The organism is Helicobacter sp. 11S02596-1, assembly GCF_002272825.1.
In the GTDB taxonomy this organism is placed as follows: Bacteria; Campylobacterota; Campylobacteria; order Campylobacterales; family Helicobacteraceae; genus Helicobacter_J.
Genome location: NZ_MLAM01000015.1, coordinates 1 through 25,038, shown reverse-complemented (window position 1 = coordinate 25,038; position 25,038 = coordinate 1). Strand labels below are relative to the sequence as shown.

The window sequence follows — 25,038 nt, the reverse complement described above, 5'->3', positions numbered from 1 at the left end:
AGATATATAAAAAATGAATAAAGAACCAATGAGCCAATATGGGTATGAAAAAATTTGTGCCGAACTCAAAAATCTCAAAGAAATCGAACGCCCCGCTATTGTCAGAGAAATTGATATAGCCAGAGGACACGGGGATCTAAAAGAAAATGCCGAATACCACGCTGCCAAAGAAAAACAACTTTTTATCGAAGCACGGATCAATGATCTCACCCAAATCCTTAGCAATGCCCAAGTCATCGATCCTGCTACACTTGCACACAATAAGGTGAGTTTTGGTAGCACGGTGAAAATCTTAAATCTCGATAATGATAAGGAATTTTCTTATACCATTGTCGGGAGTGTCGAAAGCGACCCCACACGAGGACTCATATCCTTTGGATCTCCGATTGCCAAAAGCCTCATCGGCAAAGAAAAAGGCGATGAAGTGAGTATCAAACTACCCTCAGGAGAAAGCGATTTTGAGATACTCGAAGTAGGCTATCAACATATCGAGTTTGACAAATGCGAGGCAGAAAAATGAAAATTAATATCAAAAAAACCCATCCCGATGCCATTATTCCAAAATACCAAACCGAAGGTGCAGCGGGCTTTGATTTTTGCGCTTTGGGAGATTATATTGTCCCAGCCGGCGGTATTGAGCTAGTCAAAACGGGCTTGAGTATGGCGATTGAGGGAGGTTATGAACTCCAGATTCGCCCCAGAAGCTCCCTAGCGCTCAAACATCGCATTAGCGTGCTGAATACTCCTGGAACCATTGATAGCGACTATCGTGGCGAAATTATGATTATTCTCATCAATCACGCCGATGTGGATTTTGCCATTTCTGCTGGGGATAGGATCGCCCAAGGGGTCATCAGCAAAACCCATCAAGCTGATTTTATCGAAGTAGAAGAACTTGATAGCACGCCAAGAGGGGCGGGTGGATTTGGCAGTAGCGGTATAAAATAACTCTAGGAGGAAAGTATGGATATAAAAAACAATATCAAACAGATACAAGAAGAATTTAAAGGGGATGAAAAAATCCTAGAAAATGCTTTCAGGCTCGAACGATTGTATAGCAAATATAAATATTTATTATGGCTTCTTCTCCTAGCGGTGATTATCTGGGTGGGGTATTATAATGTTTCGCAATTCCTTGCTGAAAAGCACGCCCAAAAAACGACTGCGATTTATAATGAATTGCTAAAAAATCCCAACAATCAAGCCCTTTTAGATGAACTCAAAGCGAGTTCGAGAGATTTATACGATCTATACACCTACGCTCAAGCCCTCAAAGATGGCGATGAAAAGACCTTAGGAACACTAAGAGATTCAAAAAACCCCATAGTCAAAATCTTAGCAGATTACCAATACGCCTCTTATGCCAAAAATATTCAAGATTTGCAAAATTTAAACACCACCCCGATGAAAGATTTTTCGATCATCCAGATAGCTTATCTGCTCTATGGGGAGAATAAAATCCCCCAAGCCAAAGCCTTGCTCAACGAAATAGACAGAACATCTTCGGTTTATCAGATCGCCTCAATCTTGAAACACTATGGCGTCTCTTCGCTTCAAAGCCCAAATCCAGAGAAAACCCCAGAGGCTAAAAGTGAAAAATAAGACTATCTATTTCATTTTAGCAACGATTGTTTTTTTTGTTGGTTGTAGTTCAAAAAAATATTTTGAGCCACCCATCGTAAGCGGTGCGATCAAGTTTGATCACAAACTAAAAGACAATATCAAGACAGCAAACCGCTTTGGAGCTGTGCTGGATAATGGCAACGTGATTGATGTTGATGGGGTTACGTATCTAAAAATCAACAAAAATTCTGTGTTTTTAAATGAAACCAAAGATTATTACATCATCGCTCAAGGGTGCGAGAATATCGAACTCATCAACAAAAATACGCAAGAATCCACAACAATCCCAATGACAGCTTGCCCGCTTGGTGCTTCGATAAAAAACAATCAATTAGCCGTTGTGCTTGCGGATAATTCGACCGATATTTATGACATTACAACCAAAAATGTTCTTTTTTCTCAAAAAGGCACGCCTAGCTTAGCGATAAATTCCCTCGTGGCTGCGCCGGTGTTTTTGGATACATTGGTCGTTTTCCCCACGCTTGATGGGCGACTTTTGGTTGTTGATACCAAAAATTTCACCCCCGTTAGAAATATCATCATCAATAGCGAAAAGTTTTTTAATAATGTTACTTATTTGGTTGTTGATGGGGAAAATATGTTCGCAACAACGGGCAAACGGCTAGTCTCTATCATCTCCGGGCAGGAATTTAGCTATGATGGGGATATTATCGATATTTTGTATCACGCCCCCTATCTTTATCTCCTCACGCTTGAGGGGCAGATTATCCAAATGGATAAAACACTCCGAAAAGTCAATCAAATCAAACTACCTTTTGCCTCGCTTAATGCGATTGTCATTGTTGGCAACAAGCTTTATACGATCGAAAAACGTGGCTATTTGATTGAAGTTGATACGATCAATTTTAATTATAAAGTCTTTGAAATCAAGGGCTTTATGGGGCGAATGAAGCTCAATAAAATGAATTTTTATGATAAACATAGAATTTATTACGACAAATATTATCTTGATTTTAACAAAGAGCGTTGATGATACTTTGCGATATTGGGAATACCTATATTCATTTTTGCGATAAATATCGTATTTGGAAGAATTTGCCTACAAATATCGACAAAAAGAATCTTCAAGCCGATATTTACTACATCAGTGTCAATCCCGAAAATGAAAAAAAGCTCCTCAAGGCGCATAAAAATTCTTATAATATTGCTAAAATCATTGAACTTGATACGCCTTATGAGGGTCTTGGGGTCGATCGCAAAGCAGCGTGTTTAGGTATTGATGATGGTGTGATTGTCGATGCAGGGAGTGCGATTACGATTGATATTATGCACGCAGGCAGACATCGGGGCGGGTATATCTTGCCCGGACTAGCGAGCTATTTTAGAGCTTACAAACAGATTTCTCCAGCGTTGGATAAGCAAATAAATTTTGGTATTTCTCTTGATGAAATCCCCCTAGATACGCAAACAGCGATAAGTTTTGGGACATTAAAAAGTATCGTATCTTGTATCAAAGAGACAATTGGAGGCAAAAAAGCTTATTTTACTGGAGGGGATGGGAAATTTTTGGCGAAATTTTTTGAACAATCGATTTATAATGAAATGCTTGTTTTTAATGGTATGCAACTTTCTATCGAAAGGGCATTAAAAAAATATGAGGAAAAAAAATGATTACCGTCGCACTCCCTAAGGGAAGGATTGCCGATGAAACGCTTGGGCTATTTAGCAAGATATTCAAACAAGATTTTGTTTTCAAAGATAGAAAACTCATCTTGGAACATATGGGGTTTCGATTTTTGCTCGTGCGTAATCAAGACGTGCCTACCTATGTCTATCATCAAGCCGCTGATATTGGGGTTGTGGGGCGTGATGTTTTGGAAGAAAAAGAATTAGATCTCATCGCGTTGCTTAATCTTGGTATTGGCAAATGCAAAGTCGTCGTGGGTTCAGCGTGCAACAAAGCGATTGATTACCGCAAGCCACGTGTCAAAATCGCCACCAAAATGCCTAATATCACGATGAAGCATTTTTCAAAAAAAGCCATCGCCATTGATGTCATCAAGCTATATGGCTCGATCGAATTAGCCCCATTGGTTGATTTATCTGATGGGATTGTCGATATTGTAGAAACAGGGACAACGATGAAGCAAAACAATCTTAAAATCGATGAAGTCATTATGGAATCGAGTGCTTATTTGATTGCAAATAAAAATAGTTTTTATAGCAAAAAACACGCTATTTTGGACCTGCAGTCGCAATTCCAATCGCTTTTGGAAACAATGGGGCAACAATGAAAAAAATATTTTGCTGGTTTTTTTGCCTACTTAGCCCGCTACTAGCAGATTGGCAAATGTTTAGCGACAAAACCGATACCTATATTTATAATACACTCACAGGAGAAATCTATATCCGATATAAGAAAAATGGCAAAAATTACGAAGATGTGTTTGTAAAAATGCCCAAAGGTGTTATCCCAACAGGGCAAGACCCAAAAGATCAAAAACAAATTTCTGAATCCTTAGAACCCAAAAAAGATGATATGGTTTTAGAAGCGATCAAAAAAGCCAATGAATCAATCAACCGATCACTTGAAGGAGGATTATGATGGAAAAATTAGATTTGTTTTCGATATTTGTGCTTGGCTTGAGTATGTCTTTGAGCCATTGTATTGGGATGTGTGGGGGCATTGTCATTGCGTATTCCAATGGAAAAATCCACCCGGATTCAAATAATTTTTATCAGACTTTTTGCCATATTCTTTACAATCTCGGCAGGATCACTTCATATATGATCATCGGGGGGATTAGCGCTGCGATTGGTTATGGGATTTCTGCTTCGATGAGCACCAAAGGGATTTTGTTTATTGTCGTCGGGATTCTTTTGGTTTTGTTTGCCTTTCTTTATATGTTTTTTCCAAAAGCCATTGCTTATTTTGAACCATCGATAGGCGCAAAGTCTCAAAGCAAAATTTCGATGTATTTTCAACGCTCTTTTGGCTGGCTGATGACCTCAAAAAGCCCGTGGAGCTTCTATGGGCTAGGTATCTTAAATGGCTTTCTTCCTTGCGGGATGGTGTATTGGTTTGCCTTGAGTGCCGCCCTTGCCCCAAGCATTTGGATGGGAATGGTTACGATGGGAACTTTTGGAATCGCAACGTTTCTGCCGATGTTTGTGCTGGGGTTTATCTCAGGAAAAATGCTAACCACATCGTATAGAAGCTTTTTTATGAAGCTCTCATTTGTTTTGATGTTGTGTTTTGGTGGCTATAGTATTTATAAGGGTGTTTTAATGCTTGAGGGCAAAAAAACACACCAAATGGGGCATCATATGGGTTCTCATCAGATGAATCATCACAATAACACCCCCGAGCATATGGAGCAGGGCAATCACGCCGAACACCCCAAAGAAATGCCAGAGGAAACACCAAGAAAAGAACCAAGTAAAGAATAATGAAAGCGGTATTTTTTGACAGAGATGGGGTCGTAAATGAAGATTTTGGTTATGTTTATGAACCCAAAGAATTTGTTTTCACAGATGGCATTTTTGATTTGCTAAAATTTTGCAAAGAAAAAGATTTTTTATTGCTCCTCATCACCAATCAATCTGGCATTGGCAGGGGGTATTACACGCTTGATGAGTTCAAAGAACTGACCCGCTATATGCAAGATGAGTTAAAAAAAAGATTAGGTTTTGGGTTTGATAGCATTTATTTTTGCCCACACAATCCCAAAAAAGATTGCCTATGTCGCAAACCCAAGCCCGGAATGATTGAAAAAGCAAAAAAAGATTATGATCTTTGTCCTAGTGAATGTTTTATCATCGGCGATAAAATAACAGATATGCAAGCTGGCGAGGCAGGAGGGATCAAAAACAAAATCCTTTTGACAAAAGGGAATCAAAAACCTTTTGAAGAACAAGGAATCCATATCGTGTATTCGCTCAAACAGGCTTTAGAAGTCATCAATGATTTATTGGAAGGAAAAAAATGAAATATATTCAAAATGATTTAAAAGGAAAAACCATCTTAATAACGGGCGGTGCGGGTTTTATAGGGAGTAATCTTGCTTTTTACTTTCAAAACCATCATCCCGAAGCCAACGTGATTGTGTTTGATAAATTCCGAGATTCAAACACATTCTCAAGCGGGAATCCCACATCGCTAGGGCATTTTAAAAATCTCATTGGATTTAGGGGCGAGGTCATCACAGGCGATATTAACAACCCCACAGACCTTGAAAAAATAGCGGATTTGGATTTTGATTATATTTTCCATCAAGCTGCGATTTCAGACACGACGGTTTTGGATCAAGAATTGGTAATGCAAACCAACCACGAAGCCTTTTTGAATCTCTATCATATCGCCACATCCAAACAAGCCAAAATGATCTATGCCTCTTCAGCTGGCACTTATGGCAACTCAAGCGCCCCCAATAGCGTCGGGAAAGGCGAAGAACCCGAGAATGTTTATGGATTTTCCAAGCTCTGTATGGATACAAGCACCAGGAAAATCCTCCAACACAACCCCGAAGCCCCCATTATCGGCTTGCGGTATTTTAATGTCTATGGGCAAAAAGAATATTACAAAGGCAAAACCGCTTCGATGATACTCCAGCTAGGCATCCAAGCCCTCAAAAACAAAGAAGTCAAGCTTTTTGAATTTGGCGAGCAAAAACGGGATTTTGTCTATATCGAAGATGTGATCCAAGCCAATATCAAAGCGATGGTAGCCAAAAAGGGCGGTATCTATAATGTCGGTTATGGCAAGGCAAGGAGTTTCAATGACATTATAGAGAGCCTCAAAAGCGAGCTCGGGGCATTTGAGGTGAGCTATATCAAAAACCCTTATACATTCTTCCAAAACCACACAGAAGCAGACATTATACCGACCACAAAGGATCTAGGCTATGAGCCGAGATTTGATTTAGAATCAGGTATCAAAAGCTATGTAAGCGAAATCAAAGCGATTTATGAGGGGATAAAATAATGTTTGGACTTGAGAATAAAACGCCCCGTATCCTTGTGGTAGGGGATTTGATGATCGATCATTATGTTTGGGGGAAATGCGAGCGTATCTCGCCAGAAGCTCCTGTTCAAATCGTTGCAGTCAGAGATGAGAGCAATCGCTTAGGCGGGGCGTGCAATGTCGCTAACAATTTGCTTGCCTTGGGGGCGAGCGTGAGCTTATGCGGGGTGATTGGCGATGATGATACGGGCAGGTATCTTATCAAAAACCTCGATACTATCGGCATTGACATCAGCAATATTATGATCGTCCCCCATCGCCCCACAACGAAAAAAACCCGTGTGGTAGTTTCCAATCAGCAGGTTTTGCGGGTCGATAGAGAAGAGAAAAGCGAAATCCCAGAAAATATTTCGCTAGAAATTTTTGAATCAATCGAAAGCAAAATATCGGATTTTGATTGTTTGATCTTGTCTGACTATGATAAAGGTGTCCTCAATACCGCTTTGACAGGGCGACTTATCAAGCTTGCAAGGAGTGAAAATAAGCTTGTTCTATGCGATCCCAAAGGCAATGATTACCAAAAATACGCCGGGGCGACCCTGCTAACACCCAATAAAAACGAAGCCCAGAGTGCTACCAAAATCACTATCGCTGATGATAAAAGCCTCACAATCGCACTCAAACAACTCAAAGACAAATGCAAACTCAGCATTTCGCTGATTACGATGAGCGAAGATGGTATCGCCTTGCTCGATAAACACGATAAACTCATCAAAATCCCCACGATTGCCAAAGAGGTTTATGATGTTACAGGTGCTGGGGATACCGTGATTGCTGCGTTGGGATTGGCACTTACCGGCGGGCTTGATATTTACAAGGCGTGCGAATTTGCCAATGTCGCTGCGGCTGTAGTTGTCGGAAAAGTCGGTAGCGCGACCGTGTCATATGCAGAAATCGTGCAGTATATGCATTCAAGAAATCAATCAGACTGCAATGATAAAATCATCTCAAAAACATCGCTTCTAACAACCCTGCAATCCTTGAAAAACAAAAAAATTATTTTTACTAATGGCTGTTTTGACATCCTCCACAAAGGGCATATTTTTTATCTCCAGCAGGCAAAAAACCTCGGCGATATTTTGATTGTAGGCTTAAATAGCGATGCTTCAGTGAAGCGCCTCAAAGGCGAAGCAAGACCTATTAATTCCCAAGAGGATAGGGCGTTTGTGCTTGCTGGTCTTGAAAGCGTGGATTTTGTTGTGATTTTTGATGAAGACACACCAGAAGAGCTCATCGCCTCTATCAGCCCCGATGTTTTGGTCAAAGGAAAAGATTATGAGGGTAAGGAGATTGCAGGGACAAAATACGCCAAAGAGCTTAAGCTTATTGATTTTGTTGCAGGGAAATCCACTACAAAAATTTTGCAAAAAGTCAAATCGCTATGACAAAAAAGGAAAAATATAATGAAAAATTTTATTGAAAGTGAATTTTTATCCCATATCCAAACCATCAAAACAAGCCTAGAAACCTTGAATGAAAGCATTCAAGCCACCGCAACGACACTTATAGATTGCCTAGCTAAGGGGGGTAAGATCCTCATTTGTGGGAATGGTGGGAGTGCTGCCGATGCCCAACACTTTGCTGCAGAGCTTACTGGTAGATACAAAAGGGAGCGCAAAGCCCTCGCAGGCATTGCTATCACGACAGATACATCTGCACTCACAGCGATTGGGAATGACTATGGCTATGATGTCGTATTTTCCAGGCAAGTGCAAGCCCTTGCAAACCCCCAAGACGTGGTGTTTGGTATCTCAACAAGTGGCAATTCCAAAAATATCTTGAATGCCTTTGAAGCAGGCAAAACTATCGGTTGTAAAACCATCGGGATGAGCGGGAGAGATGGGGGCAAAATGTCTGCAATATGCGATATTAATCTCATCGTCCCAAGCGATGACACCCCCCGTATCCAAGAAACGCATATCCTTATTATCCATACATTATGCGATGTGATTGAAACCGCATTCACGCAAAATTAAAGCATTTTGGGGGGCGGATAATGTGGCAAGATTTTAGACAAAAATATCTTATAAGATTTTGGAATCCATTGCCAGCCGTGATTGCGCTGGGGATTTTATCGACCTATTATTTTGGGCTGACAGGGAGTTTGTGGGCAGTAACAGGAGAATTTACCCGTTGGGGCGGGCATTTGCTCCAGATGTTTGGGGTCGATATTGGACGTTTTGCCTATTATCAGATTCAAGATATGCACGGCACGCCATTAAGCAGGAATGATGGGATAATGGTCATCGGTATGCTTTTGGGCTGTTTGATAGCGAGCCTTTGGGCGAATAATTTTAAAATCCGCTTCCCCAAAAACAAAACGAGAATCGCTCAAGCTTTCATTGGTGGGGTGATTTCAGGCTTTGGGGCAAGGCTGGCGATGGGGTGCAATCTCGCAGATTTTTTTACCGGTATCCCGTATTTCTCGCTTCATACGTGGGTTTTTACCATAATGATGATTATAGGCGTGTATGTGGGGAGTAAATTTGTCGCTTTGCCTTGCTTTCTACCTGAGCCAAAACTCCAAAAAGTAAGCGCACAAAAACAATTATTTGAGTCAAAACAACGCTCAAAAATCTTATTTTTGCTTGGTTGCGTTGTTTTTGTTGCTTCATTAGGCTGGATAATCTGGCTCACACACGCTTCGCCTACCCCTCAAAATCGGGCTTTCCCAGTGCTTGGGATGGCGCTGGGTTTTGGCATTTCTTTTGGATTTATCATCGCAAGGGCGCAGATTTGCTTCACTTCGGCATTCAGAGATTTGTTTATGACCGGGCGTTCGCAGATGGCAAATGCCGTTATCATTGGGATGATGGTTTCTTGTATCGGGGTTTTTAGTTATTTGATGTTGGGCGTGCCACCGAAACTTTCTTGGCTAGGACCTAACATCGTTTTGGGCGGGTTTTTGTTTGGATTTGGGATTGTTTTGGCTGGGGGTTGTGAGTGTGGCTGGATGTATCGCGCGCTCGAGGGGCAGATACATTACTGGATAGTCGGGCTTGGCAATGTCGTTGGGACGATCATCTTGGCACTGAGTTGGGATTATTACGGCAAAGCGTTGGCAACTTCGTGGCCCAAGATAAATCTTTTGGAAGTTTTTGGTAATTATGGGGGTTTGATTGTGAATTATATGCTTTTATTTTTGGCACTTTGCTGGGTGTTTTGGGTGCAAAAAAGATTCTTTAGTAAAAAAACATTCAAAAAACTAGCAGGAAATTCCAATGCAAGATAAAGAAATTATCCCCGATTATCGTTTGGATCTCTTGGGTGAGCCTTGCCCATACCCTGCTATCATTACCCTGCAAACACTCCCAAAGCTTGGTGATGGCGAGATTCTTGAGGTTTTGAGCGATTGCCCCCAAAGTATCAATAATATCCCCATTGACGCCCAAAATCACGGCTACAAAGTCCTAAAGATTGAGCAACAAGGCGTGATTATCCGCTATTTGATTGCTAAAGATCACTAAATCATTGTTTGGATACAATATCGCCTTTATCATACAAGGAGAATAAAAAATGCAACAAAATAAAACGTGGAAAGACATCTGGACGCAAAAATCTGGCAATGAAGCTGAGTTGGCGTGGCTAAAAGAAAAGCTTATAAATGATAGCGTTACTGAGGTTGGGGATTATCTGATGAAACTCAATGGCTATGATAGCAAGACAGGCACGCTCAAATCTGATTCTATGCGTGAATTTATCACCAAAACCATCGCCCCCAAGCTTGCAGGATGTGAAAGCTTTTATGATGTGGGTTGCGGGAGTGGGGCGTTTTTGTATCTCCTATTAGAGGATTTGCAGAATAAAAATGCAAACAAAAATACGCCAAAAACCTATGCAGTCGGGGGTTGCGACTATTCTGATTCACTTATTCGTGTGGCGGATTTGGTATTCAAAACCAAAGCCATTAATCGTGCGGGGGGGGGGGCAGGTAAAACTACTCCATAGCCAAGCCTTCTTGCCACTAGAAGCCTCAAATATGGAGATTAGTGCTGATGGGGTGGATTGTTGCTTAAGCTTTGGGGTCTTTCATTATTTTCCCTCGCTTGAATATGTCAAATCAGTGGTATTAAAGATGTTAAAAAGTTCCAAAAAAATCGTTTTATTGATGGATTTGCTTGATGTTGCCCGTAAAGAAGAAGATCTGCAAGCAAAAGCAGCACTTGGTATCAAAGACCTCTATACAGGGGCATTGCAACATCTTTATATCCCTAAAGAATTTTTGGAAAATATAGTGATTGCATACAATCAGAACAATTTTGAGTCTGTGAGATTGGAGCTATCCCAACAAGATATTGCTGGGTATCAAAATTCCAAATACCGCTACAACGCGGTATTTTATAAAAACTAAGGAGAAATAATGAACGCATTACAAGAGTGTCTATTAGAGGTTTTGCTGGAATTTAAACGGGTATGTGATGAAAATAATTTGGAATACTTTCTGGATTGTGGAACATTGCTCGGAGCGGTGAGACATCAAGGCTTTATCCCGTGGGATGATGATGTAGATGTTTGTATGCCAAGAAAAGATTATGAACGCCTCATCGAGCTAGACAAGCAAGGGGTTTTTAAAGAAAAGTTTGCTTTCAAGCATTGGGATAAGACAAAAAATTATATTTGGGGTTATGGCAGGCTAGAAGACCAGAGAACAACGACAATCTCATCGGCTTTTGATTGGTTAAAAAATTCACCGCTCATCACAAACAATCGCATAGCTTACAAAAGTGGTGCGGGCATTGATGTATTTATCCTTGATGGGGGGGGGGCAGACAAAAGTCTAGCTAAAAAACATTTTAGTTTTTTGGTGCGTCTTGATGCTTACATATGCTTTCGTTATCGAAAACTTTCACCCCAACACAAAAAATTTCCAAAAAAAATCATCTTGCGATTCCTTGCCTTACTTTCAAAAAATAATCTTTGGATTAATTTTTTAAAATGGCTTTACAAATATAAGATTGCAAAATTTCCTTTTGATGATAAAAATTCAGAACTTCTTGGGAATATTGTTCAAATGGAATACCCTTCAATGCAATGTCTCTATCCAAAATCCGTGATTTACCCGCTTAGCGAGGTTAGCTTTGAGGGGCATACATTCAAAGCCCCAGCAGATACTGATATGTATTTGCGTGAAATGTATGGGGATTATATGCAGCTCCCACCCGAAGAAGAACGCACCGGGCATTTACCTGCTTATGTAAATTTGGATTTACCTTATGAGAAGTTTGATTATTCGATGATTGAGAAAGCATAGTTGGCTGGGTATAGTATTTAGTTTGTTAATGAAAATCTTAGAAACCTATCTCAAACGCACAAGCACCGTTTGGGTGTGAGAGGAGAAGCGTAAAAAAAAAGATAACTGCTTATCTTTTTTAGCTTCGCACGGCGATGCGTTTATGCGACCTTAAGGAGCATAGCAGACGCCCTTACTTTAGGGGCGAAGATGGGCTTTGCCTGCTGTAGTAGTCTTCAGATTCGACTTATTAAATCGAATAGAACATAATGTTCTTGTGAGGCTTACGCCCAATGTCTTTTCTGATGTGCCAGCTTTGGTTTGTGACTTTCACTATGAGGGGGACAGGGGGCTAGCCGTCTGCTATGCCCTTGCGGGCATATACGATCGGCGTGCGAGGCTACCAGAGCCAAGCAGTTGGCTCTGGCTGGACGCCTCTCCTTACGAAGTCCGCCCCCCATTCCCCTTAACAAATCGGGCGGGCGGGTGAAATCCCCCTGACCCGCCCCCTTAGTAATTCCAGATAACAAGGCGTAGATTGCTTTTTTGTTAGCAATTCTACACAATAAACCTTAGAAACTTTGCCCGCCCGCCCCAAGTTGATATTCCTGCGTTAGCAGGATATAACTCGGGTGGGTGAAAATCCTTTAGAAATTGAGCAAGATTTTACATCTTGCGTAGTGATCTTCAGGTTTGTTTGCAAAACAAACCGAGTAAAAACCTATAAAACTTATCTCAAATACACAAAGCAACGCTTTGGGTATGAGATGATTACTTTAGGAACGTAGGGCAGTTTCACTGCCCGCAGTGGTCTTCAGGTTTGTGAAACAAACCGAGTAAAACATAATATTACATTAGCCACAATGCTATCTCATCAGCTAGGAAATAATCATTAGCAACGAGTTTGTTGCCTACCAGATGGCATTTGTTTTCTTCGATAAGCGCCGTTATTTTTTTCTCATCGAGCAAATCGACATCCACGCCAATTTCACAACGCAAGCCCAAAAAAATGTTTTCCATTCTCAAATCCTGTTTGCTCAAAAATTCATATCTTTTTTCTGTGGGTGTTTTGATATAGCTTGGGATACTAGAATGTGAATAAATGCGCCTATCACCTATCCGCCCAACCGCTCCAGCGCCACAGCCAATGTATTCTTGGGCATTCCAATAAGCCAGATTGTGCGCTACTTTGTAGCCTCGTGCATAGTTGGAGACTTCATATTGGCTGAAACCATAGTGCCTTAGTGCGTCTCTAGCTTCTTGGCAATATGATTGATTTTGAGGATTTTGCGTGGTGATTTTTGCTAGCTTTGTGCCTTTTTCGATACTAAGACTATAGGCAGAGAGGTGGTTGATAGGGAGTTTGGAGGCATTTTCTATCTCGGTGAAAATGCGTTTTTTGCTGTCTTGTGGGGTGTCATAGATAAGATCGATGCTGGTATTTTCAATCCCGCTTTGATAGATTGATTCAATGGCGTAACTGATTTGATTTTGCTTGTGTTCGCGCTGCAAAAAAAGAAGCTTGTCTGCAAAAAAACTCTGCACGCCCACACTAATGCGACCCACTCCAAGATGTTTCATACCCACGCACCATTCTTGGCTGATCAAATCCGGATTAGCTTCGGCTGTGATTTCGCAATTTGGATAGAGATAGCAATATTTATGGATACATTCAAAGATTTTTTCATAGCTTTTAACAGGAAGCGTATTGGGCGTGCCACCGCCAAAAAATATCGAAGTAATACGGATGGGATTTTGAAAATTTTGTAATAAAGAATGCTTCAAATCTTCACAAAGTGCGTGGATATAAGCCTCTTTAAAATCATCGTGATCTGTATAGGAATTGAACGCACAATAACCGCATTTACTCGTGCAAAAAGGGATGTGGATATAAAGAATCATTGTTCCTAATTTTTTTGGGATTTTGTTAAGAAAATATTAACGATATTGGCATTATTATTATATCTTCATTTTAATATTAAAGGAAGACAAATGAAGAAGACATTACTAGTAATCGCATTAACAACACTTGGAATAACAGCATTGAGCGCAGATCCTGCAACCATTATCAAGACAAAATGTCAAGCGTGCCACGGACCCAATATGGAAAAATCAGCTTTGGGAAAAAGCAAGATTGTCAATACGCTTGATAGTGCAAAAATCAAAGAAGATTTGATGGGCTATAAGTCAGGTAAGCTTAACCAATATGGCTTGGGAGCGACAATGTGGGGGCAAATCAAGCCTTTGAGCGAAAAAGATATTGATGAATTGGCAAAATATATCCCGACTCTCAAAAAATAATTTTTGGGGATTTTCCCCAAAAACTTCGCAATTTTCTACGATTTTTCCCCTGCAACAAACAAACCTTAAAGCATTTATTTATTATAATTCAAAAAAATATTATTGATTGGAGAGCTGGTTATGAAAAATAACAAAAGCTACAGACCCAATGTAGCTGCAGTGGTTTTGTCATCAAATTATCCCAATAAGTGCGAATTTTTTGTCGCACAGCGAACCGACATCAAGGGGGCTTGGCAGTTCCCTCAAGGGGGGATTGATGAGGGAGAAACCCCCTTGGTGGCGCTTTATCGTGAGCTTAGAGAAGAAATCGGCACGGATGGGGTGGAAATCATTGCGGAGTATCCTGATTGGATCAAATATGATTTCCCTGCGAGCGTGAGTAAAAAACTTTATCCTTTTGATGGGCAGGAACAAAAATACTTTTTAGTGCGATTGAAAAATAATGCATTGATTGATATCCAAACGGCTATTCCAGAATTTGATCAATATCAATTTGTAACCTATAAAGAATTATTCGAAAAAGTAACACATTTTAAAAGACAGGTTTATAAGCAAGTGATTGATTATTTTAAGAAAGAGGGCTATTTATAATGCTAGTTGTCCAAAAATATGGCGGGACAAGTATGGGGGATTGTGAGAGAATCCAAAATGTCGCCAATCGTGTAATGCAAGCAAAAAATGCTGGGCATTCTGTCGTTGTGGTCGTTTCTGCGATGAGCGGGCAGACGGACACGTTGATTGGCTATACCAAATATTTCTCAAAACTCCCCAATGAGCGCGAAGTCGATATGGTTTTGAGTAGCGGGGAGCGGGTAACGAGTGCGCTTTTAGCCATTGCACTGGAATCAATGGGGCAAAAAGCTATTTCGCTAAGTGGCAGAGGAGCGGGTATCATCACGGATAACACACACACTAAAGCACGGATAGAGATGATCGAAACAGGCAGGATAAAACAGCTGTTAGATGAGGATTATATCGTTGTGGTTGCGGGTTTTCAGGGGGTAGGGGAGAATGGTGAGGTAACGACTTTGGGTAGGGGCGGGAGCGATCTGTCTGCTGTGGCGGTCGCTGGGGCATTGAAGGCGGATTTGTGTGAAATCTATACCGATGTCGATGGCGTATATACTACCGATCCGAGGATCGATAAAAATGCCAAAAAGATTCAAAAAATCAGCTATGATGAAATGCTCGAACTTGCCTCAATGGGAGCAAAAGTCCTGCTTAATCGCTCTGTGGAGCTGGCAAAAAAATGGAATGTCCCTCTGGTAACGCGTAGTTCTTTTAGTCAAGATGAGGGCACACTAATCACAACAGAGGAGAATATTATGGAAAAACCCATCGTCAGTGGCATTGCCTTAGACAAAAATCAAGCACGGGTAAGTATCGCTAATGTCTCTGATCGCCCGGGTATCGCTGCAGAGATATTTGGCGTTCTCGCTGATGCGAATATCAATGTCGATATGATCGTCCAGACCATCGGCAGGGATGGGAGAACGGATATTGATTTTACCATCTCACAAACTGAGACTGATGCGACCAAAAACGTATTAGAAAAATTTTTAGACAGCGTCGAATCCATTGATTATGATTGCAATATCGCAAAAGTCTCTGTGGTTGGCGTTGGGATGAAGTCGCATTCAGGAGTTGCCAGCACGGCTTTCAAGGCTTTGGCAAAAGAAAATATCAATATTATGATGATTAGCACGAGTGAAATCAAGGTTTCGATGATTATTGATATCAAATACGCTGAACTTGCCGTCCGCACACTCCATTCTGTATATGAGCTTGACAAATGAATAGTGGGGTTGAAATATCTGATTGGATGCTAAAAACCATCCGTGAGGAGAGCGATAAGGTAGCGCTTATGAGCGGGTGGCTTGAGATGGATCGCCACCAATGGATTTCTTTGGTTTCACGCACCATTCGCCATATACTGGGTGGTGGGGTATTGCTCGTTTATACCGATAGTGAGCGGGAGTGGTTTGGCAAATATATTGTTTCTTCTATCAATCGCCCAAAAGACCAGCCAAGACCTATGATGCCAATTTTTGACTTCGCAAGCATTGTGCCGAAAAAATCGGCTCTGGAAGAAACGTTTTTGATAAATGATATGCTAAGTGTCGCTTACAAAGACTACGCATTTTGGTATATTGGCGAGAGGCGCAATCCGATGGCAAATCTGGCGTTGAGTAAGGAAAATGGATTTTTATGGATACTCAATGAATCCGTTCAAGATGGCATAACGCTAAACCCTAATAGCGATGAGATGTTTGATTATAAGCTTATCCAGCTTTTTCGGATATTTGAAGAAGCCTTGTTTGGGGCATTGTTTGGAAAAATCATTTTAGAATGAAAGAAACTACCAGCGGACGTATCATCTTGTGTAATGATTTGCCTCGTGAAATCGAGTATCAAAGTATGCATATCAAAGAGGAGTTTTTGCGTATTTTTGATTGCGATGAGTTCAAGATCGAAGACGCTCACGAGGTTATCGCGCAAGCTTACATCGCTTCAGCAGAGCCAAAAACCATTATTATTGCTGCGAATGCTTATAATCATTTTGCCCAAAATGCGCTTTTAAAGATTCTTGAAGAGCCACCAAGCAATATCCGATTTGTCCTGATTGGTAAAAATAAAACTTCTTTTTTGCCGACAATCCGTTCGAGATTGCCTTTGGAAGATAAACGAAAAAAGATCGCTTTTAGGGATTTGGAGTTGGATTTAAAAAACCTATCTTTAAAAAGTATTTATGATTTTTTGAAATCTTTGGAATCAGAAAAAAGCCCAACGAGAGAAATCACAAAAGAAAAGATCCAATCACTTTTATTTATGATTAAAAAAAATGGTATTTTTCTTGATGAATTAGAGCTTAAGAGTTTTGATGAAGCCTTACTTGCTAATCAAAATTATCAAAAAGATGTGTATATCTTTTTGCCGTTATTATTGATGGTGCTACAAAAGATAAAAATAGCAAAAAATTTTAAAAGGTAAAAAATGTTTATCAAAAGGATTCACCCCGATACCTTATCTCGAGCCATCGAAAATATTGGGAGTGAAAAACAGGGTCAAAAAATAATGAATAAAAAAGGCGAAGTCATTATCTTTGAAATCAAAAATTTACCTTTGAGTGCGATGATGATCCTCAAACAAGAGGCCTTGAGCGTCGGGGGCGATTTGGCAACGCCAAAGGATGGCATATTGGCTAAAAAATCCCATTATGATGGGGTGCTTATCGCTACAAAATCACAGCTTGAACGGATCGTAAGCAAATGTAAAATCCAGCCTTTTGGCCTCAAAGAGCTAGCAGATCAAGTTGCTTCCCATCTAAAAATTGCGCCCCAATCTTTGGATTTTCCTCAGATTATGGCAATTGTCAATATTACTCCGGATAGCTTTTTTTCAGGTAGTCGGTGTGATGGAAAACGAGCGATTGAGAGGATTTATCAGCTGATGGAAAAAGGCGTGGGTTTCATCGATATTGGGGCAGCAAGCTCAAAGCCCGGTAGTGATTTGATAGATTTTAGAGAAGAAAAACAACGTCTTAACGATGTCGCCAATGAAATCTATACGCAAAATCTTTTCAAAAAAGCATTATTTAGTATCGATACTTATAATCCCCAAACGGCTGATTTTGCGCTGGCTAAGGGGTTTGGCGTTGTCAATGATATTAGCGGGTATCATCATAGCGATATGGCAAAAATCACAGCACAATACAATGCCACAGCGGTTTTGATGCATTCAAAAGGCACACCTAAAGTAATGCAAAAGCTTACTGATTATGCAGATTTGTTTGGAGAAATTGATAATTTTTTTGAACAAAAAATCCAATGGTTGCAATCTTTTGGTATCAAAAATATTATCTTAGATATTGGATTTGGTTTTGCCAAAAATCAAGAGCAAAACCTCGCCCTTATCAAACATTTGAAGCATTTTTTGCATTTTGGACGCCCGATTTTGGTTGGGGCAAGCAGGAAAAATACCATCGGTCTTTTGACGCAAAGAGATACCCAAGACCGGCTTGCCGGCACGCTTGCCCTGCATTTTTTTGCGCTTCAAAATGGTGCGAATATCTTGCGCGTGCACGATGAAGACGAACATCTCGATATATTGAAAATTTATGAGGCTTTAGAGGCAGTGAAGTGAAACATATTCCTTATAATTTTGAAATAATGAAGCTTTATTTGAAAAATCACGGCTACAGCCCCGCAGAGCTTGACATAATGGAAGATGAAAAAATTTTTAATCTTTATAAGACCATCAACCATAAAATGATTTATGATTTTCAAATTACATTGTGCCAAAATAATAGTTTTCCTGCCGAGCAAGTTAAAGATTATGATTTAGAAAATCAGCTCAAGTCCAAGCTTTCTAAAATTGGAAAAAATTTTTCAAAAATTTATGGCTTAATTGATGAATATATTGACCATTATGATTATCAGGAGTTTTTAGAGATTTTGTGTATGCACCTTGATACCATCCCATCTAGCAAAATCGCAAAGATTCTCAAGGTCAAATACCGCCAGCTCCAACAAGTATGGCTTGAAAAAATTGAACAAAGATTTCAAGTTTTGCCCATTGAAGAGAGGATACCTCTGATAAGATATTATGAGAAAAACCAAGACAATCTCGCTGTGCTCAAACGGGTATATGATGAATCAAAAGACCCCGCCTATATAGAAAAAATAAAAAAGATTTCAGAAGTTAAACTAGATGTTATCAAGGTTTTTATGCCCTCACTGATGGAAGAAAATTATAAAGCTTATTATGATGAAACACCAGAAAAACTCGAGCTTATCTCCCGTATTTTGGCACTTACGAATGCTTATTCAAAAAAATATCTCAAGGAATTAAGCATTTCAAAGCTCAAAATCCTAGAGGATGAAATTATTCGTCAAAACAAACAAGAAGCGCAAGATAAAAAATTATTTCAAAAATATACCAAAGCCTTTTCTAAAAGTATGGCTTCTGCAGATGATAATGAATTTTCAAAAGTATGTATAGAAGCGGTTGCCGAACTCAACAGCGAGCAGTTGCAAATGGTGGTGAGTTTTTTGGCAGGCAAAAATAAATTTTTTCTAAATAAGTTCAACACTACGATAAAAAATTATCAAAATATTTCAAAAATAAAAATAAGTGAATAAATAGATTTTTTTGTCATATAAAATCATATTTTAAGAAATATTAAATGACTTTCAATATTCTTTTGAGTAGAATATATCAAAAATTTAAGGATTAGCAGTATGTATTCTCAAAAAATCCAAAATCTTTCAGAGTCAGCCACCATTGCCATAGCCACGCTTGCTACCGAGCTAAAAGCACAGGGGAGAGATGTTTTGAGCTTTTCTGCAGGAGAACCTGACTTTGATACGCCCCAAGTTATCAAAGATGAGGCAATCAGGGCGTTAAATTCGGGATATACCAAATACACGCCGGTTGCGGGTATCCCAGAGCTTCTTGAAACCATAGCTGGCAAGCTTGAGAGAGAAAATGGCTTGGTCTATAGTCCTAAGGAGATTTTGGTGAGCAATGGTGCAAAACAATCTTTGTTTAACGCATTCCAGGCTTTGATAGAGCAGGGCGATGAAGTTATTATTCCCTCACCTTACTGGGTTACTTATCCAGAATTGGTGGTTTATAGTGGCGGGAAGCCTGTCTTTATCCCCACGAATGAAAACACCGATTTCAAGATCACCCCCAAGCAACTCAAAGAAGCCATCACACCAAAAACAAAAATGCTTGTCCTCACCACGCCATCAAACCCCACAGGAATGGTTTATTCAAAAGATGAACTCACACAAATCGCAGAAATACTCAAAGGGAGCAGTATTTGGGTGTTGAGCGATGAAATGTATGAAAAACTCATTTATGATACGCAATTCACTTCGTGTGCGAGCATTAGCGAAGATATGATGGCAAGGACAATCACGGTCAATGGCTTGAGCAAATCGGTGGCGATGACAGGCTGGCGGATGGGCTATCTAGCGACGAAAGATCTCAAATTGTTAAAATTAATGAATAATTTGCAAAGTCAATGCACTTCTAATATCAATTCTATCACGCAAAGAGCGTCTATCGTGGCGTTGAATGGCGAGGCTGATAGGGATATTGAGATGATGCGTGAAGCGTTTCAAAAACGGCGCGATTTGGCTTGTGAATTGATAGAAAATATCAACGGCTTGTCTGTATTGAAACCTCAAGGAGCATTTTATTTGTTTATCAATATGCAAGATGTCCCCGGATATAATGGGGATTCTATGAGATTTTGCCAGAGGCTTTTGGAAGTTGAGGGTGTGGCATTGGTTCCGGGAAAAGCATTCGGGATGGATGGCTATGTGCGGTTTTCTTTTGCCTGCTCCAATGAGCAAATCATCGAAGGGTGTAACCGAATATCAAGATTTATAGTTTCAAATATTATATAGGTGTTTTAATGTTTTTCTTGAAGCAAGGAGCGGGAGAGGCGGGAAATATCGCCTTTGAAAGAGTTTTATTATGAGTGTGTTTCATAATAAACCTCCAAAAGGCGATTTGCCCCCCGTCGCACAACGGGGGGCAAGCGTCATTATATCCTCTTACTCAAACAACCCCAAAATAAAAAAGTTTGAAAATTATGGTTTTCATAACTAAAATAAACTAAAGAACAAAAAAGATGATTAAGGATTTGCGGTTCCGACATAAAAATTAAACCGAACCGATTTAATCAAATTTAATCAAAGTTTTCTCGAAGATTTGCCATTTTGGTCTTCACGCTTTATTTGCTACAACCAAATCATCTTAAATATAAGGAAATATTTTGCGTTACCCATTAGAATCTAGCGAAGGTTTCTTAGAAGATTTGCTATTTTGGTCTTCACGCTTTATCCGCTACAAAATGACAACACTCTCAAACACCAAGGTCAAAGATAAAAAATGTATTCACGATTGTCTCTCAAAGCTCCAAAAAGTCCCCAAAACAATCGATGAACTCGAATATGTTTGCAAAAACGCCAGAAATGCCGGTCTCATCGGTGTCAATACCTACGCCCAGCCTATCATTAAGCTTTATGAATACCTAAAAAATCTCTATGCAATGGGCTCGATAGACTCGATGAAAGAAATCGATGAAGAAAATTTGAGCGATTTTTTGGCAACAGAGACGAGTGGCTTGAGCTTGGCTAGCAAGCGAAACTATCGCATCGCCCTACTCGGGCTTTTTGGCTATATCGACAAGCAAAATCAAGACGCCCAAGGAAATTCTCATATCTATAATATTGAACTCAAAAACATCGGCGCTATCAAGGGAAAATCTGGGCAAAAACTCCCAGCATATCTCAATGAAGATGAGCTTGAGAGGTTCCTCAAAGGCATTGAAGAATTTAATATGTCTCAAAAAGTATCTTGCAGAAATCGCCTCATCATCAAGATGATTGTTTATACGGGTATGCGCGTGAGCGAAGCCCTCCAGCTCAAGGCAAAAGATATGGTTTTGGAAAAGGATTTGTATCTTTTAAATATCAAAGGCAAAGGCGAAAAATACCGCGTAGTAATGATCAAAGCCATCCATATCCAAGATTTGCTCCAAGATTGGCTTATTTTGCGTTCGCAAATCGAGGTCCAAGATGGCTTATTGTTTTGCAACCAAAATGGCAAGGCACTATCTCAAGCTTACATCTACCGACAAGTCGAGCAAATCCTCTCTAGCGTAGGCATCCGAAAGGAAAAAAACGGCGCACATATGTTGCGCCACTCCTTTGCCACCCTACTCTATCAGAAGCGATACGATTTGGTTTTGGTCCAAGAAGCCCTAGGACACGCCGATCTTAATACGAGCAGGATCTATACGCATTTTGACAAAAAGCGTCTTTTAGAAGCAGCCAGCGTGATGGATGATGTGAGCAAAATGGACTAATGTTTGGACTAAATGGGCTTTTTGGGGGATTTCAAAATCTGCTATAATAGCCCGGATTAATTTTTAAAAGGCATTAGAAATGAAGTAGAGTTTTACTCTGCATAGCGGTCTTCAGGTTTGTTTCCAAACAAACCGAGTAAAAAACAATAAAAAGGAAAACCCAAATGACTACCCAACAACGTGCCACTCTCCACCGCCAAATCTGGGCAATCGCCGATGATGTTCGCGGTGCTGTCGATGGCTGGGACTTTAAGCAATACGTTTTAGGCATTCTGTTTTATCGCTTCATCAGTGAGGATTTTGCCGACTATGTCAAAGCCGGTGATGATAGTATCGACTATGCCACCACACCTGATGAGCTTGCTATGTCTATCAAAGAAGATGCTATTAATACCAAAGGCTACTTTATCCCCCCCCCATTTATTTTGCAATGTAGTAAAAACCGCACACCAAAATCCCGATCTCAATAAAAATCTTAACGATATTTTCAAAGCTTTCGAAGCTTCTGCCACCGGCGCACGTTCCGAAGCAAAAATCAAAGGCTTATTTGCTGACTTTGATACCACCAGCTCTCGACTTGGCGCTAGTGTCACAGAGAAAAACACCCGCCTAAGCGCTATCCTCAAAGGCGTAGCTAGCCTTGATTTTGGCGATTTTCAAAGTAGCCATATTGATATTTTTGGCGATGCTTATGAGTTTCTCATCTCCAATTACGCCGCTAATGCCGGCAAATCTGGTGGGGAATTTTTCACCCCGCAATACGTTTCTAAGCTCATCGCCTCTCTAGCCACCTTTGGGCAAAACAGGATCAACAAAATCTACGATCCTGCCTGTGGGAGTGGCTCTCTGCTCTTGCAAGTCCAAAAAACCCTCAAAGACCAAACCGCTCAAGACAATCCCACCGAAGATGGCTTTTTTGGGCAAGAGCTCAACCACACCACCTACAACCTCGCCCGTATGAACCTTTTCTTGCACGGCGTGGGCTACGATCATATCAATCTCCATCTAGGCGATACCCTCACCGCTCCTGAGTATAAAAATGCCAAGCCCTTTGATGTCATCGTTTCTAATCCCCCCTACTCCATCAAATGGGTAGGCAGTGATGATCCTACCCTCATCAACGATGATCGTTTCGCCCCCGCCGGCGTGCTCGCACCCAAATCCAAAGCGGATTTTGCCTTTGTGCTCCACGCCCTAAACTACCTTTCTGCCAAAGGGCGTGCGGCTATTGTTTGCTTCCCTGGCGTGTTTTATCGTGGCGGTGCGGAGCAAAAAATCCGCCAATACCTTATTGATAACAACTATATTGAGACGATTATCTCCCTTGCACCCAACCTGTTTTTTGGCACATCCATTGCGGTCAATATCCTCGTGCTATCCAAACACAAAACCGATGATGCCACGCAGTTTATCGATGCCAGCGAGCTTTTCAAAAAAGAAACCAATAACAATGTGCTAACCGATGAGCATATCCATCAAATCTTAGATGTCTTTGCCAGCAAGCAAAACATCAAGCATTTTGCCCAAAGTGTGCGCTTAGACCAGATCCGGGAAAATGATTACAACCTATCTGTGAGTAGCTACGTTGCCCCCAAAGACACCCGCGAGAGCATCGATATCAACGAGCTAAACGCAAAGCTAGATCAAATCGCCCAAAACATCGATCACCTCCGCCAATCCATCAATGGCATTGTCAGTCAAATCGCATAAAATAGGCTAGCCAGTAATGCAGAATCAAAAAATACATCCCTTTGTGGAAAAACTCCTTGATGGTGAGGGCGTGGAATGGAAGCCGCTGGGGGAAGTAGTCAAGATAAAGACAGGGCAATCAGTAAATAAAAATATGATTTCAGAAAATCCAGGAGAATATCCCGTAATTAATAGCGGCAGAGAACCGCTTGGTTTTATCAATGAATGGAATACAGAAAATGACCCTATTGGAATCACAACAAGGGGAGCGGGAGTTGGCTCAATTACTTGGCAAGAAGGGAAATATTTCAGGGGAAATCTAAATTATTCCGCAACTATCATAAATAACAAAAAAATAACTATCCGCTTTCTTTATCACGTATTGCAAAATATGCAAAAAGAGATTCAGGAATTATGCACGTTTGACGGCATACCCGCTTTAAATGCCAGCAATTTAAAAACCTTACAAATTCCCATCCCCGCGCCGAATAATCCAGAGAAATCTTTAGCGATTCAAAATGAAATTGTCAGAATGCTAGACACTTTCACCAAGCTAATAAGCGAGCTAACGCGCGAGCTTGGTCTTCGCAAAAAGCAATATCAATACTACCGCGATAAACTGTTAGACTTTAAAAACGCCGACAGCTTTCCTTTTCTGCAAAAACTGCTTAATGGCGCCAAGGTGGAATGGAAGCCGCTTTGTGAAATATTTAATATTAAAAACGGTTACACACCATCAAAAGCCAATAAAGAATATTGGGAAAACGGAACAATCCCTTGGTTTAGAATGGAAGATATTAGAGAAAACGGGCGAGTTCTTAGTGATTCTATTCAAAAAGTTTCCGAAAGTGCGGTAAAGGGTGGAAAATTATTTCCTGCTAATTCAATAATGTTTTCAACATTAGCAACTATCGGCGAACACGCATTAATTACAGTTCCTCATCTATCAAATCAGCAATTAACCAATTTATCCTTAAAACCAGAATATAAAAAAACCTTAAATATAAAGTTTTATTTTTATTATTGTTTTTTGTTGGCGCAATGGTGCAAAAATAATATTCGAGAGTCTAGTGTGCCCACTATTGATATGGGTGATTTTAAAAATTTTGAAATCCCCATCCCCCCTATAGAAACCCAAAACCAAATCGTCGACATACTAGATAAATTCGACGCATTAACTAATTCCCTAACCGAAGGCTTGCCGAAAGAAATCGAGCTACGCAAAAAGCAATACGCCTATTACCGGGATTTGTTGCTAAATTTTCCAAAGGAGGAATCGAGTAGGAAATAATGAAAATATTCTTTTTTTCAACAAAAGGGGTTTAA

28 protein-coding genes and 1 pseudogene are annotated in these 25,038 nt (G+C 40.3%); 28 read left to right on the top strand and 1 reads right to left on the bottom strand.

All coding sequences use genetic code 11. The annotated features are described in order from the left end of the window. Window positions 1-13 precede the first annotated feature (13 nt). The 17 genes from greA to BJI48_RS08370 are packed head-to-tail and all read left to right on the top strand — an operon-like array spanning window position 14 to window position 11,858. Window positions 14-520, top strand: a complete 507-nt coding sequence (greA, locus tag BJI48_RS08450) for a transcription elongation factor GreA (RefSeq protein WP_095333981.1) — start codon at window positions 14-16, stop codon at window positions 518-520. Then, a complete protein-coding gene (gene dut, locus BJI48_RS08445) occupies window positions 517-948 on the top strand; it encodes a dUTP diphosphatase (RefSeq protein ID WP_095333979.1) in 432 nt (143 codons plus the stop codon). The genes greA and dut overlap by 4 nt, the downstream gene beginning before the upstream one ends. A 15-nt stretch (window positions 949-963) precedes the next feature. Beyond that, the gene (locus tag BJI48_RS08440; RefSeq protein ID WP_180763099.1) at window positions 964-1,602 is read left to right on the top strand and encodes a hypothetical protein; all 639 of its coding nucleotides are present in this window, start codon (window positions 964-966) and stop codon (window positions 1,600-1,602) included. After that, the gene (locus tag BJI48_RS08435; RefSeq protein WP_095333976.1) at window positions 1,592-2,614 is read left to right on the top strand and encodes a hypothetical protein; all 1,023 of its coding nucleotides are present in this window, start codon (window positions 1,592-1,594) and stop codon (window positions 2,612-2,614) included. The genes BJI48_RS08440 and BJI48_RS08435 overlap by 11 nt, the downstream gene beginning before the upstream one ends. Further along, window positions 2,614-3,255: a type III pantothenate kinase gene (locus BJI48_RS08430; RefSeq protein WP_095333974.1), complete on the top strand. Its 642-nt coding sequence runs from the start codon at window positions 2,614-2,616 to the stop codon at window positions 3,253-3,255. The genes BJI48_RS08435 and BJI48_RS08430 overlap by 1 nt, the downstream gene beginning before the upstream one ends. Then, a complete protein-coding gene (gene hisG / locus BJI48_RS08425; RefSeq protein ID WP_095333971.1) occupies window positions 3,252-3,878 on the top strand; it encodes an ATP phosphoribosyltransferase in 627 nt (208 codons plus the stop codon). The genes BJI48_RS08430 and hisG overlap by 4 nt, the downstream gene beginning before the upstream one ends. Continuing rightward, the gene (locus BJI48_RS08420; protein ID WP_095333969.1) at window positions 3,875-4,189 is read left to right on the top strand and encodes a hypothetical protein; all 315 of its coding nucleotides are present in this window, start codon (window positions 3,875-3,877) and stop codon (window positions 4,187-4,189) included. The genes hisG and BJI48_RS08420 overlap by 4 nt, the downstream gene beginning before the upstream one ends. Beyond that, complete coding sequence (locus BJI48_RS08415; protein WP_095333967.1) at window positions 4,186-5,034, top strand: sulfite exporter TauE/SafE family protein; 849 nt, start codon at window positions 4,186-4,188, stop codon at window positions 5,032-5,034. The genes BJI48_RS08420 and BJI48_RS08415 overlap by 4 nt, the downstream gene beginning before the upstream one ends. After that, window positions 5,034-5,573 carry an HAD family hydrolase gene (locus tag BJI48_RS08410; protein ID WP_095333965.1) on the top strand — a complete coding sequence of 180 codons (540 nt, stop codon included), beginning with the start codon at window positions 5,034-5,036 and terminating at the stop codon, window positions 5,571-5,573. Before BJI48_RS08415 ends, BJI48_RS08410 begins: the two co-directional genes overlap by 1 nt. Then, on the top strand, window positions 5,570-6,568 hold the full coding sequence (gene rfaD / locus BJI48_RS08405; protein WP_095333962.1) for an ADP-glyceromanno-heptose 6-epimerase: 999 nt from the start codon (window positions 5,570-5,572) through the stop codon (window positions 6,566-6,568). The genes BJI48_RS08410 and rfaD overlap by 4 nt, the downstream gene beginning before the upstream one ends. After that, a complete protein-coding gene (gene rfaE1 / locus BJI48_RS08400) occupies window positions 6,568-7,992 on the top strand; it encodes a D-glycero-beta-D-manno-heptose-7-phosphate kinase (RefSeq protein WP_095333960.1) in 1,425 nt (474 codons plus the stop codon). Before rfaD ends, rfaE1 begins: the two co-directional genes overlap by 1 nt. Before the next feature lie 18 nt (window positions 7,993-8,010). Continuing rightward, a complete protein-coding gene (gene gmhA, locus BJI48_RS08395; protein WP_095333958.1) occupies window positions 8,011-8,583 on the top strand; it encodes a D-sedoheptulose 7-phosphate isomerase in 573 nt (190 codons plus the stop codon). A gap of 20 nt (window positions 8,584-8,603) precedes the next feature. Further along, window positions 8,604-9,839: a selenium metabolism membrane protein YedE/FdhT gene (gene yedE / locus BJI48_RS08390; protein ID WP_219350126.1), complete on the top strand. Its 1,236-nt coding sequence runs from the start codon at window positions 8,604-8,606 to the stop codon at window positions 9,837-9,839. A 4-nt stretch (window positions 9,840-9,843) separates the two neighbouring features. Then, window positions 9,844-10,074 carry a sulfurtransferase-like selenium metabolism protein YedF gene (gene yedF / locus BJI48_RS08385; protein WP_343286672.1) on the top strand — a complete coding sequence of 77 codons (231 nt, stop codon included), beginning with the start codon at window positions 9,844-9,846 and terminating at the stop codon, window positions 10,072-10,074. 49 nt (window positions 10,075-10,123) lie between these two features. Further along, window positions 10,124-10,555: a hypothetical protein gene (locus tag BJI48_RS08380; protein ID WP_095333952.1), complete on the top strand. Its 432-nt coding sequence runs from the start codon at window positions 10,124-10,126 to the stop codon at window positions 10,553-10,555. Between the two features lie 31 nt (window positions 10,556-10,586). Further along, window positions 10,587-10,958 (top strand): hypothetical protein, encoded by a 372-nt coding sequence (locus tag BJI48_RS08375; RefSeq protein WP_095333950.1) that lies wholly within the window; start codon window positions 10,587-10,589, stop codon window positions 10,956-10,958. A 9-nt stretch (window positions 10,959-10,967) separates the two neighbouring features. Then, window positions 10,968-11,858, top strand: coding sequence for a LicD family protein (locus BJI48_RS08370; protein WP_095333948.1), 891 nt, complete (start codon window positions 10,968-10,970; stop codon window positions 11,856-11,858). 828 nt (window positions 11,859-12,686) lie between these two features. Here the strand turns inward: BJI48_RS08370 and hemW are convergent. Then, entirely contained in the window at window positions 12,687-13,739 is a 1,053-nt protein-coding gene (gene hemW / locus BJI48_RS08365) for a radical SAM family heme chaperone HemW (RefSeq protein ID WP_095333946.1), read from the bottom strand. A gap of 90 nt (window positions 13,740-13,829) precedes the next feature. On the opposite strand from hemW, the gene BJI48_RS08360 reads away from it, so the two are divergent. The 11 genes and pseudogenes from BJI48_RS08360 (at window position 13,830) to BJI48_RS08310 (ending at window position 25,003) form a co-directional block, all read left to right on the top strand. Further along, window positions 13,830-14,138, top strand: a complete 309-nt coding sequence (locus BJI48_RS08360) for a c-type cytochrome (protein WP_095333944.1) — start codon at window positions 13,830-13,832, stop codon at window positions 14,136-14,138. 120 nt (window positions 14,139-14,258) lie between these two features. Then, complete coding sequence (locus tag BJI48_RS08355) at window positions 14,259-14,729, top strand: RNA pyrophosphohydrolase (protein WP_095333942.1); 471 nt, start codon at window positions 14,259-14,261, stop codon at window positions 14,727-14,729. Continuing rightward, a complete protein-coding gene (locus BJI48_RS08350) occupies window positions 14,729-15,934 on the top strand; it encodes an aspartate kinase (protein WP_095333940.1) in 1,206 nt (401 codons plus the stop codon). Before BJI48_RS08355 ends, BJI48_RS08350 begins: the two co-directional genes overlap by 1 nt. Continuing rightward, window positions 15,931-16,491 (top strand): HobA family DNA replication regulator, encoded by a 561-nt coding sequence (locus BJI48_RS08345; protein ID WP_095333938.1) that lies wholly within the window; start codon window positions 15,931-15,933, stop codon window positions 16,489-16,491. The genes BJI48_RS08350 and BJI48_RS08345 overlap by 4 nt, the downstream gene beginning before the upstream one ends. Continuing rightward, the gene (locus BJI48_RS08340) at window positions 16,488-17,129 is read left to right on the top strand and encodes a DNA polymerase III subunit delta' (protein WP_095333936.1); all 642 of its coding nucleotides are present in this window, start codon (window positions 16,488-16,490) and stop codon (window positions 17,127-17,129) included. The genes BJI48_RS08345 and BJI48_RS08340 overlap by 4 nt, the downstream gene beginning before the upstream one ends. A 3-nt stretch (window positions 17,130-17,132) precedes the next feature. Beyond that, complete coding sequence (folP, locus tag BJI48_RS08335; protein ID WP_095333934.1) at window positions 17,133-18,281, top strand: dihydropteroate synthase; 1,149 nt, start codon at window positions 17,133-17,135, stop codon at window positions 18,279-18,281. Then, a complete protein-coding gene (locus tag BJI48_RS08330) occupies window positions 18,278-19,279 on the top strand; it encodes a hypothetical protein (RefSeq protein ID WP_095333932.1) in 1,002 nt (333 codons plus the stop codon). Before folP ends, BJI48_RS08330 begins: the two co-directional genes overlap by 4 nt. Before the next feature lie 99 nt (window positions 19,280-19,378). Continuing rightward, the gene (locus BJI48_RS08325; RefSeq protein ID WP_095333930.1) at window positions 19,379-20,557 is read left to right on the top strand and encodes a pyridoxal phosphate-dependent aminotransferase; all 1,179 of its coding nucleotides are present in this window, start codon (window positions 19,379-19,381) and stop codon (window positions 20,555-20,557) included. Between the two features lie 371 nt (window positions 20,558-20,928). Continuing rightward, window positions 20,929-22,023 carry a tyrosine-type recombinase/integrase gene (locus BJI48_RS08320; RefSeq protein ID WP_095333928.1) on the top strand — a complete coding sequence of 365 codons (1,095 nt, stop codon included), beginning with the start codon at window positions 20,929-20,931 and terminating at the stop codon, window positions 22,021-22,023. Window positions 22,024-22,187: 164 nt separating this feature from the next. Next, window positions 22,188-23,733, top strand: a pseudogene (locus BJI48_RS08315) (type I restriction-modification system subunit M). 16 nt (window positions 23,734-23,749) lie between these two features. Further along, window positions 23,750-25,003 (top strand): restriction endonuclease subunit S, encoded by a 1,254-nt coding sequence (locus BJI48_RS08310; protein ID WP_095333926.1) that lies wholly within the window; start codon window positions 23,750-23,752, stop codon window positions 25,001-25,003. The last annotated feature ends 35 nt before the right edge of the window (window positions 25,004-25,038 follow it).